Raw genomic sequence first — 16,603 nt, 5'->3', positions numbered from 1 at the left:
CCGGGCGGGATGACCGCCAAATTTCGTTTTCAAAGGGACCAGAAGTCGCCGTGGCGCCATCGATCTTGAAGATTGCCGATCTCAATCCTTCCTTGGCGATCTTTCCACTTCGGCTGATCGCCGGCCTTGACGGCGGCGCCGTCATCACCCGCCTAGCGGGCGAGATCGAACGCCTGGTCCGCACCGACCCGAAGAAGGACAAAGATCGTGAGGACATCGACCAAATCCAGCTGATCGGGCCGCAGACCATCGGCGGCTGGGCGATGGTCGGCGTGGCCTATCGTGTTAGCAAGCCCGCCAGTTGGATCGCGCGCTCGAAGGATCGTCTGGCCGAGGCCCTCGACCAAGGCCTTGTCGCGCCGCCTGCCGACGACGATTCATCTCGAGACGCTCTCGCCGATGAGTTCAGGCAATCGAACTGGCACCTTGTCCTCTTGGGCACCGGTCGCGCCCCCTCCGCCGAAGGGCGCTTTTTCGTTCACGCCACGCAGGCGCCCATCGCCCGCCAGGTGCGCGAGTGGGTGACCGCGGGACGTTTTGGGACCCTCCTGACCGCCGCGCCGGTGGCGCACCCGTTCGCCGACCAGACCCTGCAGGACGTTTGCTTGTCGGGCCCAGCGAGGCAGACGGCTTTGGACGGAATCCATCGGGTCGCCAAGACCAAACCCGACCGCAAAAGCCTGGGCGGCATCGATCTTCGCGAAGCCATCGACCCGTTCGCAGACCAGACGTACCGGCTGCTCTCCGCGGTCTCGATCGACGAGGCCCGTGAGCCAAAGTTCCTGGGCCTGGCCTTGGGCGAGCAGCGTGTGTGGTCCCAGCGGGGAAAAAGGATCAGCCACTTCACCAAGACTCTGGACGAACTTTTCGGGCATCTCGAAGCGGCCGAGGCCGGAGCCCCTCTGTCCGGCGGCCTGGAACAGCCTGGCTATGCGACCCTGGCACGCGCCGCAGCCCCGGACGCCATCCACGACGCGCGCGACGCGTTCGAGGTCGCCTTGCGGCCGACGACCGATCTGACGGCCGTCGACGAGGAAACGGCCGAGACCGGCCTGGCCCGAGAACGGCAGATCGAGATCGCCTGGTTCACAGATGGTGAGGTGCGGCTGGTCAGCGGTGATCCCAGCGGGCCGGGCCTAAGCTTCGAGGTCTATAAGACTGGGCGCAAGCTCATGACCCTCACCTTGGTGCCCACGCCCGACGCCGATGGCATCAGCCTGCCGGTGATCAGTCAGTTGCACGTCTCGCCGACCGATCCGGACCTGGAACTCCTTGAGTTTCTCATCCAGGGCAACGGCCTGCGCGAACGGCTGTCGGTCTGGTACGATACCGGCCACGTTCTGACCGGCGGCAAGGTCAGCCACTTCGACTATATCGACGTCAAGTTCGATGCCTGGACCTGGGACAAGAGCCTGGCCAACTACGATGTCGATCAGGAAAAGCCGATGAAGGTCTCGGCCACCGATCCGACCCGGAAGGTGGCCGATCTCGCGGCGATCGGCGTCGCCGGCGGCCGCAGCCTATTTGACTATCTCCTCCACGACTTTCCCACGCACTTCAATCCGACCGGTGACTACTGGGCCATCTGCGACGATGGGGCCGGCGAGGTCGCCGACTTTGTGTTCTTCGAGCCGGACGCCCGGCGTCTCTGGCTAGTCCACGCCAAGGGCGCCGCGTCGACGGCGGCCGCCCGCCGAATCTCGGTCTCGGCCTATGAGCAGGTGGTCAGCCAGGCGCGCAAGAACATGCGCTACTTCGTCGGGGCCAACCTGGCCGCGCAGCTGGAGGCGAAGACCTATCCGACCCCGCGGATCTGGCGCAACGGCACGGCCGTCACCGCGGCTGATCACGCCGCCGAGCTAGCCGCCCTCTGCCAGGCGCTGAAGGTGATCAAGTTCTTTGACGACAGCCGGCTGGTGGTCTTGCAGCCTCATGTCCGAAAAGACAGCTGGACTACGGCCCGCGCTAAATTGGTGGGCGGCGGCGACGGCGTTGACGTCAAGGCCTACCGCCTTCTGTCCGCTCTGCTCGCCGATCTGCAGATCAGCGCCCAGAAGCTCAATGCCGGCTTCATCGCGATCGGCTACGACTGAGCCTCGGCCATCGCCGCTGCGGTTCGAACCGCCCCGTCGATGTCGAAACGGGCCGAAGCATAGTTACGGCGTTGCAGATACGGGCCCAGGCGTCGGTCGTGCTTGTCCAGCCGCAGAACCTTGATCGAACGCGCCAGATCCTCCGCCGACGGCATACCCTCGTTCGCGCCGATCTTGCGCAGAGCCTCCCGCACGGCGTCTGACGTGGCCTGGATGACAACGACGGCGACATTGGCCGGCGCCGCCGAAAGACCGAACTGACGCAGGGCGGCGATCAAGGTGCCCTGAACCCGCGAGCCGGCCCAGGGGAAGAGCAGGACGTCGTCGTCATGGGCAAGGACGGGGTCAGTCGCTAAACCCAGTTGGGCGAAGGCCTCGCGCGCCTCCGCGACCAGCCGTTCGGCCGTAGCGTCTAGCCGAACCTGGGGAAGCGGCACCTCGCTCGCATAGAGGGCGCGCATGGTCTCCACGACTAGACTGCTTGGCGCGATCGCCGCGCCAGCGAAGCGGGGCGGCCGACCGCCGCCGGAAGGCCTGAGGAACACTGTCGGCGGCTTTTCCAGCACCTGGGCCACCACCCATCGCCGCCCAGCGAAGAACAGCGGATCCCCGGCCCGAAGGCTATGCCCCGCCGGAATGCTGCCGAGCGTCTCGGCTCCAGCTCGGACGGCGTATTGGCGGCCGCCGGAAAAGGCCGCGCCGAAATCGTCCCGCTCGACCAGGCCCTGCCCCGCCGTGTTCAGCGTAAAGCGGCGCCCCCCCGCCGCATCTTCGACCGTGAACAGTGGCTCGTCGAGATTGACCAATTCCGGTTCCGTGGGGCTGGGCCTGGCGAGGCGTTCGAGCAGATCGCGATAGTCCGTCACCGCCGTTTGAAACGGCCCAGCATCGATCAGAACCTCTTCGAGCACGGGCCAGTCGGCGCCACCGGCGCTCATCGACAGGCCCTGTTGCAGGAAGGTCGACAGGTTCAGAGCCCGTCCCTCCGGGGGTTCGAAACGCTTGGCCTGAACCAGGCTGAGCTGGGCCAAACTCTGGAAGAGCGCCACATGCAGATAGGCCAGCGGGTGGCCGCCGTCCTCGATGGCCGTTTCGCGCACCATCATCGTCAGGCGCGAGATCTTGCCGAAGCGCCGTCCTGAGCGTCCCAGGCGTTGGCGCAGAGACGAGACGCTAGGCCCTGGATCGATCTGAACGACCCGCTCGATATCGCCGATGTCCAGGCCCAATTCGAGTGTTGGGCTCGACACCACCAGGGCGCTTTGCGTTGTGTCCTTCAGAGCCGCCTCGGCCGCCTTGCGCTTCTTGGAGACCAGGGAGCCATGGTGTGGGAACACGAGGCCGGAAAGGTCAGATCCGGCGTCGTCCCCCGACCTCGGCTTGGCCAGTTCAGTCGCGCACCACTCCACCGTGGCGCGGGCGTTGCAGAACACCAGGGTCTTGGAGACCGCTGCGCCGGGGGCCAGCATTGGCTCGGCGACAGTGGTGCGCAGGGCATTCAACAGCGCCTCGCGCGCGGTCAACGTCTGGTCTGGCACCTGCGGGTTTGGTCCGTCGGTGAAGGCGCAAAGCTCGTAGTCGATCTGCGTGATTGCGGTGTCGTTTTTGAGGACCACCACGCGATTGGGTTCGGCAGGCCGCAGGAAGGCGCGCACCACGGGCTCGACATCGTCCGACAAGGTCGCCGAAAGCCCGATCCGGCGCACCTTGCGGCCGACGATACGGTCGATGCGCGCCAGCTGGGCGATGATCTGCACGCCGCGCGGATTGTCGAAGAAGGCATGGAGCTCGTCGATCACGATGGCCTTCAGCGAGGTGAACATCGTCGCCGCCGGACCGGCCCGAAGAATCGACTCCAGGGATTCCGGCGTGATCACCAGAAGACCCTGTGGCTGATGCCTGGCTTGCTCACGGCCCCGTCGAGCCTCGCCATGCCAGGCGGTCACTGATCGAGCGCGCACGTTCAGCAAGGATTGCAAGCGAGCGGCCTGTTGATCGATCAACGCCTTCAGCGGGCAGATGTAGAGGATATCGAAACCGGCTTCCGGCCAGTTCGCCATCTCCGCGACCAGGGGCAGAAACACCGCCTCGGTCTTGCCCGTCGCGGTCGGCGCGCAGACGACGAGGTCGCAATCTTGGCTGGCCGGCCCTTTGAAATGATCCCAGGCGATCTCCTGGATCGCGCGCAGGCCTGTCCACGCCTGGCCCGTCGCCCAGCCGCGCAGATCTTCAGGGAGATCATCGAGGGTCAAGCCGGTCTCCGTTGGCGAGTGTTGGCAGAGGGATGCGCAACGCTCTTATGCCGAGCAATTGCAACGGAGGCCATCGGTCAGCGAGTTGCGGACCACGCCGTCCCCACAAAGCTAGGCCTTAAGCGCTGAAGCCTAGGTTCGACCGGCAAAATCCACCCGGCGAACCGCTCGCCACAGCTCCACCGATGAAGGTTCGCGGTTACGCGCCTATCCGCCGACACCGGCCGTAGGACCGGCTACCAATTTGAATGCCCCCAACACCTAGTAGTTGGCCTTGCGAGTCTCCTAGGGCGGCAAGGAGACCAGTTCCGAGCGAGCCCAATGGGCAGGCGGCAAGGCCAAGCCATTCGGCGCAGAGGCCAATGGTCGACGCAAGGCCGCCAGCTTCGCGCAGCAACAGCGTTTCGGGTGAAGTGTATGCGGCTTGAGCCTTTGCCAAGTCCCCGACGAAGCGCAGGGAGCAGCCGCTCCTGTGGCCGAGAAGCGTTGCCACATCCAGGTCGTTCGCCGTCGTCAGGCCGGGCGCGTCGATGACGTGCAGGCGATGATCAGTCGGATCGTAAAGGGCGACAAGCTGATGGTCACTGTCGATGAGCAGGACTCTGACGCAATGCAGTCCGCCGGCGGTCGGATAGGGGCGATGCTCGGTAGCTATACCCGCGCGCCCCACGCCAGTAGGCGTTGGCGCCATGACATACCAAAGAAGGGCGGCGACCTCATGGATGTGAACTGGACCGCCGATCGACGAATGGCGGGTCTGCAGGACGTCAAGGAAGGACCTCTCCGGCGGGGAGGTTGGTTCCGGCAGCGACAAGATGCGGGTTGCGCAGGGCCAGGCATCTGACCACGCGCCCGGTTCGCTACGTGGAGCAGGCTCTTCAGTGAGCATCCCAGCCAAGGGCTTCCCAGGTCTTATAATGCTTGATGCAGCCGCGGCATTGCCCGCAGGCCAGATTGCCCGTGTGGCACGAGTGCGCCCAGGCCAGCACCTCGCGGGGAATGCCCGACGTGGTGACAAGCTCGACGGCGTCCAGCGCGACGGCCGGCGCCTCGACGGTCAGGCCACCCTCCTGCATCGCCATCAGGCCCGAAATCCGCTCGATGAACTCCGGGCGGCCGTCGGCATGCTCCCCGTCGGTGCGCAGGGCGCCAATCGCCAAGCTCTTTGCCCCCAGCTTGATCGCGAACATCCCGGCGAGGGTCAGCAGCAGTTGATTGCGAAACGGCCACCACTCCGGAACCGGAGCGACGGAAGAGGCTGGTGTTCCGGCCATGTCGCCAGAGCCCAGGGGCGAGCAATCGACTTTTATGGCCTGGTGCTCGATGCCCATGGCCGCGCATGCCGCTGTGCCGGCGTCAAATTCCGCCTGGGCGGCGCACTGGCCGTAGTCGACGAAGATTGCGACATCAGGTCGGCGCCACCAAGCCACGCTGATGGAGTCCATGCCGCCAGACATGAGGATGGCTCGCATGTCAGGGCAGCTTCCAGACGGCGCGGTAGAGCGCCGATGCGAAGTCGTCCGTGATCTCGCAGCCGGTGCCCTCGATCATCTTCAGATCTTCTTCTTTCACGTTCTGCGCCAGCGCCATGACAGGGATACCCTTCTTGATCGCATACCCGACCTCGAAGATCGTGCCGGGGTCCAGGCCGTTGAGGATGGCGAAGACGACGTTGCTGGCCTCTAGGCCGGCGATGTCCTTGGGAGCGACATAGCTGGCGGGGCCGGGGCCGACCTCGTGGACGGGCGAAAAGACAGATGCGCCCAGAGCGGTGAGCAGGCTGAGGCTTTCCTCGACGAGCCAGCGTTGCCCGATATCGAAGAAAGGGCTGGCGAGATAGATCGTGCCGTCGCCTGGCTTGATCGGGGCAAACTGCAGTGCTTGCAGCGCGCCTACTGCCGGGGCGGGCAGGTAGCGGGTGTTGACATAGTTGGCCGTCGCTCGCGAGGCCAGGTCCGCGGCTTGGTCGGGTGCCATGCCCTGGCAGCCCCATAGCGCGGCGAAGGTCGCCGAAAAGACGTCGCCCGATCCGACCTTCCACACATATTGGGTCTCGTAGGCGGGGATGGGGTGCTCTCCCGAGGCAGTCAGGACGACAGCGCCATGGCTGCCCTTCTTGAGCACGATCACCTCAGCGCCTTCGGATTCCAGCAGGCTTCGGGCTGCCAATATCGGATCATCGATGCCGGTCATGGCGTGGACTTCAGTACGATTTAAGACGAGCGCTAGGCGCTTTGCTTTGGAGCCATTCTCTGAGAAGGGGCGCGGATCGAAGGCTGATTGGGGATCGTACACCGCCACCTCGGCATCGATGATGGCATCCCCTTCCATCATACCGTAGCGCAGGACGACGTCGCCCTTGACGGCGATGGTGGGCGCTTGAGCGATCTGGGGTGGAGGTGGGTAGATCGAGGGCCTCGCCAACGGGTGCAAGTAGCTGAAGCTGACGAACTGGGTTGCGGGGTGTGCCTTCAGGGTCGCGCCGCAGCGTGTTGCGAGATCCTCAACCGTGGCCTGGGCTTCCGTTGCGACATAGGTGACAAGTTCCACCGGGCCATCGACGAGTGTTTCCACCGCGTGGGCGGCTCGGCCGGCGGAGCCGAAGACCGCATCCCAGGCGGGCTCGATGCAGGTCTCGCCGTAGACGCCGCCAACAATTGTCAGGCCATGGGTCACTGCGGGTCCACCGTAACCTGGTAGACGCCGCCGGCAATGTTTGTGATCGTGGCCAGATAGCGCGCGCCGCTATCGATACATTTGATTATGTTCAGGTAGCCGTTGAATGTCAGGGAGCCTGCTTCGGCCCCGGCGATCGTCTTGACCGCCAAAACCGGCGATCGGCCGGTTCTGTCGACGGAGACGCTGAGGGTGTCCCCGATCTTTGACCCGCCCAGAACGGCAGCCTTGGGGCTATTGATCGGTCCCTTGTATGAGATCGAGCAAGGATCGATGGGGCCGCCGCCAGAGCCTAGCCCGCCGCCGCTACCGCTCCCCGAACCGCCGCCGCTGAAGTAGCCGTCGCTGCGGCCTCCGCCTGATCCCGACATTGCTGCTCGCCCCAACTTAAGAGGGGCAAAGCTTCGCCATTGCAATTTGAGGTGTCAATGAGGGAGGTCAGCAGCTTGCGATCCATGGATCGCATGGTGTGCCACATCACCGCGTCCACGACTGACGCGCGCACGCCCCCGGCCGAGCAAAAGTCCAGGAAACGACTTTCCAGATCCAGATAGTGGCGGGCCGGATCAGAACCGTTCGGGAAGAGGGTCATGTGCTCGCAGGCGCGGATGATGTGGACGTCCAGGATCGCCACCGCGTCGCTGGCGCGCCGATTCCTCACGATCCACGAGGCGGTCTTCGGCCCGATCCCTGGCAGTCCGCACAGCGCGTCGCGGAACTCAACGTCGGTCAGGCTCGTCTCGTCGATGTCGTCCAGGCCAACCAGGGCGCCGGCCAGATACTTCGCCCTTTGCCGGGCGAAGCGATAGCGCACGGGCCGCCCCTTCACGATGAGGGGCTCAAGCAACAACGCCTCCAGCCGCCCTTGTGACAGGTGACCGGAGTCCTGGTCTGCAAGGGCGTCCAAAATCCGGGCGGACGCCGCCAGGCCCACTTCGGCCGGGGCGCCGTGGCCCCCGAGAAGGCACGTAACGACTTCTTCCCGCAGAGACTGGGTCAGCGTGAAATCAATCTCGCCGCCGTCGTCCTGCATCCACGACTGACTGACCCAGAAGGCGGGCGAGAGGATGTGTTCGAAGGCGCCCCACTGGATGCCGGGCATGATCTCAGCTTCGGGGCCTGGCAGGTCCAGAAAGCGATAGTGACCGTCGATGCCGGCGATGACCTGTTGCACGGTGACTCATTCCATGTAATGCATGGAATATTATGTAATTTGTGCACGCAAGTCAATGACTTCGGTCGATCTAGTCGATGCAATTCTCGCCCGTATGGTGGCGGACGACGTGAGCCGGAGCGCCCTGGCTCGCGCGTGCGGGCTGTCACAGCCGCACATCAGTCGCGTTTTGAATAAGCAATTGAAACCTGGGCCAAAAACCCAGATTAAGTTGACGAGATGGCTTAATGGAGCAGGCGTTCAGCCCCCCTTGGAGGGGCCTGCGCCGTCGATCGCCGACCTTCAGCGATTGGTGAAAAGAATGGGCGGAAAGTCACCCGAGCGCCGCATGCAAATCATGCATTTTCTGCGGTTGCTGGATGCGGTGGCGGGTGATGGCTGATTGCCCGCCTATCCATTGTCCTCCATTCAAGTCAGACGCAGATTGGCTGGCGAACTAGGACTGCCGCGCGATGCTAAACCTCGGCCTCTCGTTGCTCACTTTCGCCATCGTGGTCGTCGGTGGGTCCTGGTGTACGGACCATCGGGGTGCTGCAGCTTCGCCCTCCGAGCCGGCCCGGTCGGAAGATCAGACTTCGCTAGCCGCAATCGCCACGGTGGTCGCGCTTAGCGATACGGCGCCTTGCTCCAGCGACCGCAACAGCCACGGTGCCTGTTCAGGTCATTCCGAGCTTTGATTGTGCAGGCTGACCAACACAATCACGGCGAAGTTTAGGAATCGCACAACTTTGCCGGCTACCGATTGGCCCAGCGCCGTGGGCTCGTATGAGGACGCGGCCGGCGGCCACGGTAATGGGTAAGCCATGCGTACAAAGGCTCGGGCGCAGCTCTCGTTGGGTGCCTTTCCCAAGGACGGCTTGATTTGGCAGGTCGTTGGCCACGGCAAGATCAGGGCACCGACCGAAGTTGACGAGGCTGCTTGCGAGGTAAGCCTGGCCGAGGCTGGCTGGGACAAGGTGTCCTGGCAGCCGCCAGCGGCGGCGCGGACCTGCTCGATCTGGATTGGATTGGGTCAGCTGCTGCTTACGCCGGTGGGGAGCCTCTGGCGCGACGGCACCTATCTAGAGCAGGCCCCGAGCAAGGCCAGCCGCGTCGAAGTTGTCGGTACCTCGAAAAAGTGGTCGGATCTGCCGCTGGGGCGGACGGCCGCCTATCAGCTTTCGCCTACGGCACCGTGGACGCCAGCTTACCCGCTGACCGAAGAAGCGGCCGCGCCGCTCTTTCTGGTCATGACCGGCGATGGCGGGATGCTCTGGGTCCCGGCTATCGAGGTGGCCAGGGCGACGTTCGGTGTAACGAGCCAATGGCTGAGGTTGATGATCGAAGGCGGCATGGACATCTGGCCCGACCTGCGGGGGCGGATCATCGACCCTAAGCGATCGGGGCGCTACGGCGAGGCCGGCAGATCTCTGAGGGTTTGGGCCTATCGAGGCCTGGACGACCTGGACGTGCTCGCCGCCGCGCGGATCTGCGGTGAACATGGCCTGCGCTATAGCTTCAACCAGGTCTGCGAAAGTTTGCGGCGCAACGGCTTTGGACGTGGCCCCACCCATGTGCGCATACCGTTCCCGTTCGCTAGGCCAAGCACATGGACGGTCGAAACACGTTGGGTGGGGGTCCGGGCAGCCGATGGCCAGCTCAAGAAGCGCCACCTGGTCACGCGGATTTTGCACATAGAATACGATCTTGGCCTGGATCACGTTCGTGTTTTCCACCCCGGCCGGGTCGAGTCCGACGAGGGGGAGGTTCCGCTCGATACAAGCTCCCAGCGGCTGCGCCTGCGCGCCCAGGGCGACATCAGCCAGGACGTCCAGGTGATCACCGGCCAGGCGAGCTGGGCGGCGCTGGGCGTCATGCAGAAGACCTCGCTCAATCAGCGAGCGTCTGGGGGCTGGACCATCGAGCATATCCCTGTCGAGCCCGAAGAGTTGGGCGCGGGGAAAACCGAGATCGTGCCGGTCGATGGCCCGATCCGCGCGGCTACGACGGCCGGACACGGCCCCAAGTCGGAGCGACGCGGTCGCCTGGCCATCAAGCTAAACATAAAGGACAAGGTGCAGGCCAAGATGGACGTCTCCCGCCCGCCTCCGGCTCGCATAGCCTCCACGATCGCCGCGCTTGAGAGGCTGTCGGTGGACTTGCGCCGTGAGCTAGAGATCGTCGCGCCGAAGGAGGGGCCCGGTAGCGATCGTATCGACGGGCTTTGGCGATATCCGACGGACAGCGGCGCCGGCGTCCTGCACTGGGCGACCACCAGGGAGGGGCGCCAGCGCCGCGCCCTGGTCGCGCGTCTGCGGGGCGATCGGGGCTGGATCTACTTCTTTGAGGCCGAGCACCTGGAAATCGAGAGCGCTGAGCCAGGCAGCGGGCCGTCATCGGTCATCGGCCAGGACGGCTATTCGGCGCTCTGTGTCCTCTCCTACCCTGGAGGGGATCTGATGTCGGCCGACATGATCGGTGATCTGCTGCGTGTGAACGCCCTATCCCGGGGCGTGTGGCGGCGGCCGGGCTTGGCGCTGCCAATGACGACCGTGCGTAGGGCCAATGCTTGGCTTCACGATCACGGTTCTTACGCTCGGGCGATCAAGCGGGCTATCGGCCGGCTGGAAGGCAATCCTGCGGCGGCGGACCCTAGCTAGTCGTCGAGCTGGCGCAGGCCAAGATCTTCGGCGAATTCCTCAAACCGCGCCCGCGCATCGGCCTTGAAGATCGCCGTCACCGCCTGGCAGTCCCCCACCCATCGACGCAGGGTCTCCTTGGTCACTGTCGCGCCGGTATTGCGAAGATAGGCCAGGACCGCGGCGATCTCCGCGTCACTGGGCTTGTAAAAGCCATGGCTCAAATGGTCAGCGACGACGCGTTCAATCGCGTAGGGTGGGTTCAACTCGTCGCGCAGCAGCCAGCTTCGCCATACCCGCGCTTCCTTGCAGGTTTGGACGAGGCGATTGGGCCATTGTTTGAGCACGGCCGCCACTAGGTCCAGAAGCCGGTGGCGCTCTGCCACACCAAGGTGCTCCAGCGACTGGCCTTTGGTATAGGGGTAGGGCGACGGATCGCCGCCGTAGTGCTTGACCACGGCTTTGCGTAAAGCGTCCGAGCGCGGATTAAAGGCCAAGCTCTTGGCGATGATCCTCAGGCTGCCGAAGTAAAGGTGGCTCCAGCTAAAGATGCTGGCGCCCAGATGCCCCCAGCCCCGCTCCAGGATCGAAAGGGTCCGGGTCTGCAGCTCCAAAGCCCGCCGGCTGGCCATCGGCGCGGTGGCCTGACGAAGGTCCCATCCACATCGTGGGCAGATATGCAGCGCTGGCGCGCGGTGAGGCTCCAATGTTCCGCCACAGCCATCGCACCGGTCAAGAAGCCGGCGGACGTGCGCAGGGCAGCACGTTACGAAACCAAGACGCCAGGCTCGCTTGAAATAGCCCGTCTCTTCCAGGCAGCCAGGGCAGTATTGCAGCCCGGCCAAGCGCCTGATCCGGTGGCGGACGCCGACCTGCAGCACCCAATCGTTCCTGCCACCCGGAACGTAGTGTTCGACAAGATATCCGTCATAGGCCGCCAGCGTCGTGGCCCAGGCGCGCGTGACGGGCGTGAGGGTTTTGGCGGCCATCACGCCGACGATGCGGGGATCGGCGAAGTTGTCGATGTCGCGTGTCAGGAGGGGCGGGGTCGAGCGCCACGTCATATGGGCTAAGGTGTAGGGCTTGAGCCCTAAGCCATGGGCGATGCGCAGGAACCAGGACGAAAGCAGCTCGTCTGGGCGAGGCGCGGGGCAATAGGGCCAGGGGCGCGATCTGGCCGGGTCAGGGCTTTGCTTCCAGGCCTGGAAGACAGCCTCGACCTCGTCGATCATCTGACTGACCGAACGAGCGCTTCGGTGATGCGCTCCTCGCCGCTGTCGACCGCGGCCAGGGCCGCGTCATAGAGGAGGTTGGAAAGCTCGCCGATGATGCCGCCCTTGGAAAGGGTGTAAAGACGCTCGCAAAGCGATGGATCGGTCAGGTCGCTGGGGCGGCGCAAGGGGATCAGCTTGCCATAGGCCCGCAAGATCTTGCGCCACTCGTTGTCTAGTTTCATGGGCTCGAGATGGATCCGATTAAAGCGCCGGTCGAGCTGATCTTCCTTATGAAAGACCTGGTCGACGCCAGCGGTGCCCGCCGCGACGATCGGCACGCCGGTTTCGTTGGTGAGGTTCTTGATCAGGACGTTGAAGTGCAACCGCTTGTCGAACCGGCCCGACAGCGCGTTGTGAAACTCGTCCATCAGCACCACCTTCACACCGCACCGGGCGATCGACTGGCGGACCATCAATTCCTTTTGGGCCACGCTGATGGAGGGCGAGGGCCTCATCCCAAATTCCAGCAGGATGTTGTTGTAGAGCTTAGTCTCATCCCCCGCTGGCGGGGTCTGAATTCGGATCGCCGGCAGCACTATCCAGTCGCCAGCCCCATCAAACTCTTCGCTTTCCACCCGCTTGGCGTTCTCGGCGCGAACGCGGGTCTCCCAGCGTTCCAGGATGGTCGACTTGCCCAGGCCGGACTCCCCGTAAATGAGCAGATTACGCGGCCGGATCGAGGGTGGGGTGATCAAGTAGCGGTTCAGGATCGCAAAGATGTTGTCGGCCGCCTTGTGGCCGATCCACAGACCGCGCCAGCGGGCGATGATCCGCTCCTCGACAGGTAGGTCAACGAGCGCGCGGGCCTTGGGGTGAAGGTGATCGAGCCCCTCGATGAGGGGGGCGGCCGTAGTTTCAACCGAGTCCATCAGATGTCCAGATCATCATAGTCGTCGTCAGGTTCGACGAGCGGCGCGGCCGGCGTGAGCGAAAAGGCCCGGCTTGTCGGCTCGTGCGGCGCGGGCCTATCGCGAGCGATGGGCGTCGTCGCGGCCGGCGACGTTGGGGCCGCGGCGGCGATGACGGCCTTCTCTCTCGCGATGGCGGTATTTTGGCTGAGACGGCGCTGGTTGTCCCGCTGAGCTTTGCGGGTAAGCTTTTGGGCTTCCTCCAGGAGGGCGAGGCGTTTGCGCCGCTCATTATAGGCGTCGAAAATCGTCAGCTCCGTATAAGCCTTGATACCCTTGGCCTTCAGGTCTGCACGTACCGCGCGCAACTCCCAAATACTCATGGGCGGGCCTTCGGCATGCCGATAGGGCACGGTCAGATAGCGCTTGTTGTCGGGGTCCCAGATGTAGGTCCGGCTGATGTCACGGGGGTCCCTGCGTACTGTGAAGGTGCTCCCCCTTTCACGGGCGTGGCGGTGCCGCATCGCCACCAGCTCGTCGGAGTCGTATTTGATCAGGTCCCACACCACGCCATAGGCTTGGAGGGTCAGCATCTTGAAGGGCAGCAGCTCGATGCGAAGCTGCTCTAGATTGCTGGGCTCCTCAGGGAGTTCGCGAATCTGAACGCCATTTTCGAAGAAGCATGAGCGCCACTTCTGCAGGGGCGTCAGGCGGCCGAGCGAGGAGTGCGGCGTGTTCATGTACTCGTTCAGCACGCTGAGCAGATAGAGTTCCATCTCCTGCAGGGTGAGGCTGGCGGTCTTGGCGCTGTCGCGGGTTTTGCGTTCCTGAACGTTCGCCCCTGTGGCCCCCGGCATTGATTTGACCTTCTTGGCCAAGGTGCCGAAGAAGCGCTCGATATGGGCGCCGAACTGGGGGCGCTTGACCGGTCTGTTGAGGAGTTCGCGATCCTCCTGCGCCAGAAAGCGGCGAAGCATCGTGCCGCGAAATTCCTTGGCGTTGTCGGCCATGATGATCTGAGGCAGGCCCCAGACCGGCCAGACCATGTCCACGCCCAGTACCTTAAGCCAGGCCTCCTTGCGGGTAATGGCGTGAAAGATGGCTGCGCCGGCGACGCCGGCGGACGGAGGGTCGAGCGTCAGAACAAAGCCGGTGGGCATGAAGGTGTGGGTGCAGATGGATAGCGCCAGCCAGGGTCGGCCAATCGGGAGCCGATAGATGTCGTCGACGATCTCGGCGTCGTAGGGCCAATAGTCGATCTGCACGCAGGAGAGCGGAGCCGTGCCGAAGGGGAACTTACCCATCAAGGATGCTTTAGCATCCCGCGCCGCGCGCTTCCCTTGGCGTCGCTCGATCGCGTGGATAGGGTCTACCTCGGCAATGTGCCTATAAAGCGTGACCATGCCCGGCGCGGCCAGCTGGGCGTCCGCAAAGGCGGGCAGCACGAAGTCGTTGTAGACCTCCACGACATTCCGCTGGCGGCGATTGAGATATTCCTTGTCGATGATATGCGCCAGCAGGGCTGTGCGCTCATCGCCCAGCCGGCTCTGTCCTTGCCCGCCGGGCCGTTTGCCGGGCAACAGGCTCACCGGATCACCGTTCCATTGTTCCAAGCGGCGATAGATCGTCGCCGGGCTGGTCGCCAACTTGCCGGCGACCGCGGCGACAAAGGCCGCCCGCTCGCCACGCTCCACGCTCTTTTCCAGAAGCGGCTTAAGCGTATCGTGCCATCGATAGGCCGTTTCAATTTCGTCCGGGCTGCAATCGTCATAATGGCGCTTCGGCGCGCTGAAGACGGGTTCGTGGTCGATTTCCTGGGCCGTGACGACCCGCGCCTCGCCGCTCTCGAACCGGACCATGAAGCGGTCGAAGTCGAGGATCTTTACGAACCTGCCGGCGCGTCCGCCAACAGAGACCTCTTCGCCGACGCGGAAATTAGCCGGTTTCAATCGCCGCCTCCTCTTCAGCCAGCTTCGCCCACCATTGCATGGCTGTCATATCGCTGAGCGGGACGTCCAGGTCGGCCACCAGGTAGCCCATGCCCAACATGTGGAAGAGCGCCTGCTGGGCGGTGTCCCGCAAAAGGCCATCTGCGATCAGCAGCTTTTTGACTTCACCGAAGGAGCGGCTGGCGATGCCTGGATAGGTGAGGATGGCGCGCACGGTGGAGATGATGTCCTGCGACAGTGGCCGCCGCATCGCGGGACCAAGTAGCGCGGCGTTTGCCTGCCGGGCACAGTTTATAGTTCGATCGGTCACGACCCTGAAGCCGACGCCCTCGGCGGCAAAGTGCTGTCTGGCGGCCCGATACTTTGGGGCTAAGTCCGCGTAGTCCCGCTTGAGGATCTGGTAGGGCTTGATCTCGAACACGACCTGCCGCTTGCCGAATGGCTGGCGCGCATCTTCCCACCAGGTCGCCAGGATGTCGGGCGTGTAGCGCCGACGGCGCCCGTCCACGGCCAGATCAAGTGTGACCGGCTGCGTCGTCAGCGCCTCAATGCCTGTGTCAATTTCCAGCAAGATCAGGAAGTCGCGCTCCAGCTTCGACTCGTAGTGAAGCTGCCGAGCGGGAAAGCGCGTCGGGAGGGAGCCGGTGATCGACCGATGGCTTGGCGGGATGATCCGAGTCATTGCCCGTCTCCAATCTTGTCGCACCTTCTTCGATAAAATAGCATTCTGTCTCTCTTTCTTTGAAAATTATCTGTGGGCGCTTCAGGCTGCGGAGGGGGAACAAACTGAGATTTCATCTCACTATCTCTGAAAATTCACAGCCGGTGAGGGCGGCCATGCTGGCGCTGTGGTGGGGGCTGCGGAAGGGGCGGGCGCGGGTCAGGGTCCCCTTGGCGATCAGCCCGGCCACCGAATGGACCATCGAGGTCTCCAGCAGTTCGCCCGAGGTCAGCGGTGGCAGCAGGCCCGGCAGGCGCTGGGCCAGCATCGACTTGCCCGAGCCGGGCGGGCCGACGAACAGCAGGTTGTGGCCGCCGGCCGCGGCGATCTCCAGCGCCCGCTTGCCCTGCTCCTGGCCTTTGACGTCGCGCAGGTCTTTCGCGCGCTCGCCCTCGACCACCGGGCCGGGGGAGGGCGCGCCGAGGATCTGGCTGCCCCGGAAGTGGTTGATCAGGGCCACCAGCGAGCGCGGCGCCAGGATCCGCGTGCCGCCGGCCCAGGCGGCTTCCGGCCCGCAGGCCTCGGGGCAGATGAGGCCCAGATCCATGGCTCCGGCCGCCATGGCCGCGGGCAGGGCGCCGGCGCAGGCGACGATGCGGCCGTCGAGCGACAGCTCGCCCATCGCCGCCCAGCCGTCCAGCGCGTCGGCCGGGACCACGCCCATCACCGCCAGCACCGCCAGGGCGATCGGCAGGTCGTAGTGCGTGCCCTCCTTGGGCAGGTCGGCGGGGGCCAGGTTGGCGACGATGCGCTTGCCCGGCATCGACAGCCCGAGACCGGCGAAGGCGCCCCGCACGCGCTCGCGGCTTTCGGCCACGGCCTTGTCGGCCAGGCCGACGACGGCGAAGGCGACCTGACCGCCGGTCAGCTGCACCTCGACGTCGACGCGACGCGCCTCGACGCCCTCGAACGCCACCGTGACGACCTTGGCCGCCATCCCGATCCCCCGGTTTTTGTCCTAGTTATCCACAAGTCCAGCATGGGGACCGGTTCGGAGC

General features: G+C 64.5%; 12 protein-coding genes and 1 pseudogene. 2 read left to right on the top strand and 11 right to left on the bottom strand.

Going from position 1 to position 16,603, the window contains the following annotated elements:
* The first annotated feature begins 50 nt into the window (after nucleotides 1–50).
* A complete protein-coding gene (locus AC07NG_RS06325) occupies nucleotides 51–2,093 on the top strand; it encodes a hypothetical protein (protein ID WP_494592746.1) in 2,043 nt (680 codons plus the stop codon).
* Here the strand turns inward: AC07NG_RS06325 and AC07NG_RS06320 are convergent.
* The 6 genes from AC07NG_RS06320 to AC07NG_RS06295 all read right to left on the bottom strand — a co-directional run bounded on the left by AC07NG_RS06320 (nucleotide 2,084) and on the right by AC07NG_RS06295 (nucleotide 8,195).
* Nucleotides 2,084–4,345 carry a DEAD/DEAH box helicase gene (locus tag AC07NG_RS06320; protein WP_494592744.1) on the bottom strand — a complete coding sequence of 754 codons (2,262 nt, stop codon included), beginning with the start codon at nucleotides 4,343–4,345 and terminating at the stop codon, nucleotides 2,084–2,086. The two genes, AC07NG_RS06325 and AC07NG_RS06320, sit on opposite strands and share 10 nt — an antisense overlap.
* A gap of 199 nt (nucleotides 4,346–4,544) precedes the next feature.
* Nucleotides 4,545–5,159 (bottom strand): nitroreductase family protein, encoded by a 615-nt coding sequence (locus AC07NG_RS06315; RefSeq protein WP_494592743.1) that lies wholly within the window; start codon nucleotides 5,157–5,159, stop codon nucleotides 4,545–4,547.
* Nucleotides 5,160–5,223: 64 nt separating this feature from the next.
* A complete protein-coding gene (locus tag AC07NG_RS06310) occupies nucleotides 5,224–5,817 on the bottom strand; it encodes a 7-cyano-7-deazaguanine synthase (RefSeq protein ID WP_494592742.1) in 594 nt (197 codons plus the stop codon).
* A gap of 1 nt (nucleotide 5,818) precedes the next feature.
* Entirely contained in the window at nucleotides 5,819–7,021 is a 1,203-nt protein-coding gene (locus AC07NG_RS06305; protein WP_494592741.1) for a PfkB family carbohydrate kinase, read from the bottom strand.
* Nucleotides 7,018–7,173 (bottom strand): hypothetical protein, encoded by a 156-nt coding sequence (locus AC07NG_RS06300; RefSeq protein WP_494592740.1) that lies wholly within the window; start codon nucleotides 7,171–7,173, stop codon nucleotides 7,018–7,020. The genes AC07NG_RS06305 and AC07NG_RS06300 overlap by 4 nt, the downstream gene beginning before the upstream one ends.
* A 140-nt stretch (nucleotides 7,174–7,313) precedes the next feature.
* Entirely contained in the window at nucleotides 7,314–8,195 is an 882-nt protein-coding gene (locus AC07NG_RS06295; RefSeq protein ID WP_494592739.1) for an 8-oxoguanine DNA glycosylase, read from the bottom strand.
* Nucleotides 8,196–8,998: 803 nt separating this feature from the next.
* Here AC07NG_RS06295 and AC07NG_RS06290 point away from each other — a divergent pair.
* On the top strand, nucleotides 8,999–10,834 hold the full coding sequence (locus AC07NG_RS06290; protein WP_494592738.1) for a hypothetical protein: 1,836 nt from the start codon (nucleotides 8,999–9,001) through the stop codon (nucleotides 10,832–10,834).
* On the opposite strand, the gene AC07NG_RS06285 is transcribed toward AC07NG_RS06290, so the two are convergent.
* The 5 genes and pseudogenes from AC07NG_RS06285 to AC07NG_RS06265 all read right to left on the bottom strand — a co-directional run.
* A complete protein-coding gene (locus AC07NG_RS06285; RefSeq protein WP_494592737.1) occupies nucleotides 10,831–12,045 on the bottom strand; it encodes a TniQ family protein in 1,215 nt (404 codons plus the stop codon). The genes AC07NG_RS06290 and AC07NG_RS06285 overlap by 4 nt on opposite strands.
* Nucleotides 12,042–12,956, bottom strand: coding sequence for a TniB family NTP-binding protein (locus AC07NG_RS06280; RefSeq protein ID WP_494592736.1), 915 nt, complete (start codon nucleotides 12,954–12,956; stop codon nucleotides 12,042–12,044). The genes AC07NG_RS06285 and AC07NG_RS06280 overlap by 4 nt, the downstream gene beginning before the upstream one ends.
* Entirely contained in the window at nucleotides 12,956–14,884 is a 1,929-nt protein-coding gene (locus AC07NG_RS06275; RefSeq protein ID WP_494592735.1) for a TnsB C-terminal domain-containing protein, read from the bottom strand. Before AC07NG_RS06275 ends, AC07NG_RS06280 begins: the two co-directional genes overlap by 1 nt.
* A complete protein-coding gene (locus AC07NG_RS06270; RefSeq protein WP_494592734.1) occupies nucleotides 14,871–15,566 on the bottom strand; it encodes a TnsA endonuclease N-terminal domain-containing protein in 696 nt (231 codons plus the stop codon). Before AC07NG_RS06270 ends, AC07NG_RS06275 begins: the two co-directional genes overlap by 14 nt.
* A 139-nt stretch (nucleotides 15,567–15,705) precedes the next feature.
* Nucleotides 15,706–16,542: pseudogene (locus AC07NG_RS06265) on the bottom strand (ATP-binding protein); the annotation flags it as partial.
* Nucleotides 16,543–16,603: the final 61 nt, after the last annotated feature.

It is taken from the genome of Caulobacter sp. GW821-FHT10C03 (assembly GCF_059415485.1).
This window is presented reverse-complemented; position numbering and strand designations above follow the sequence as displayed.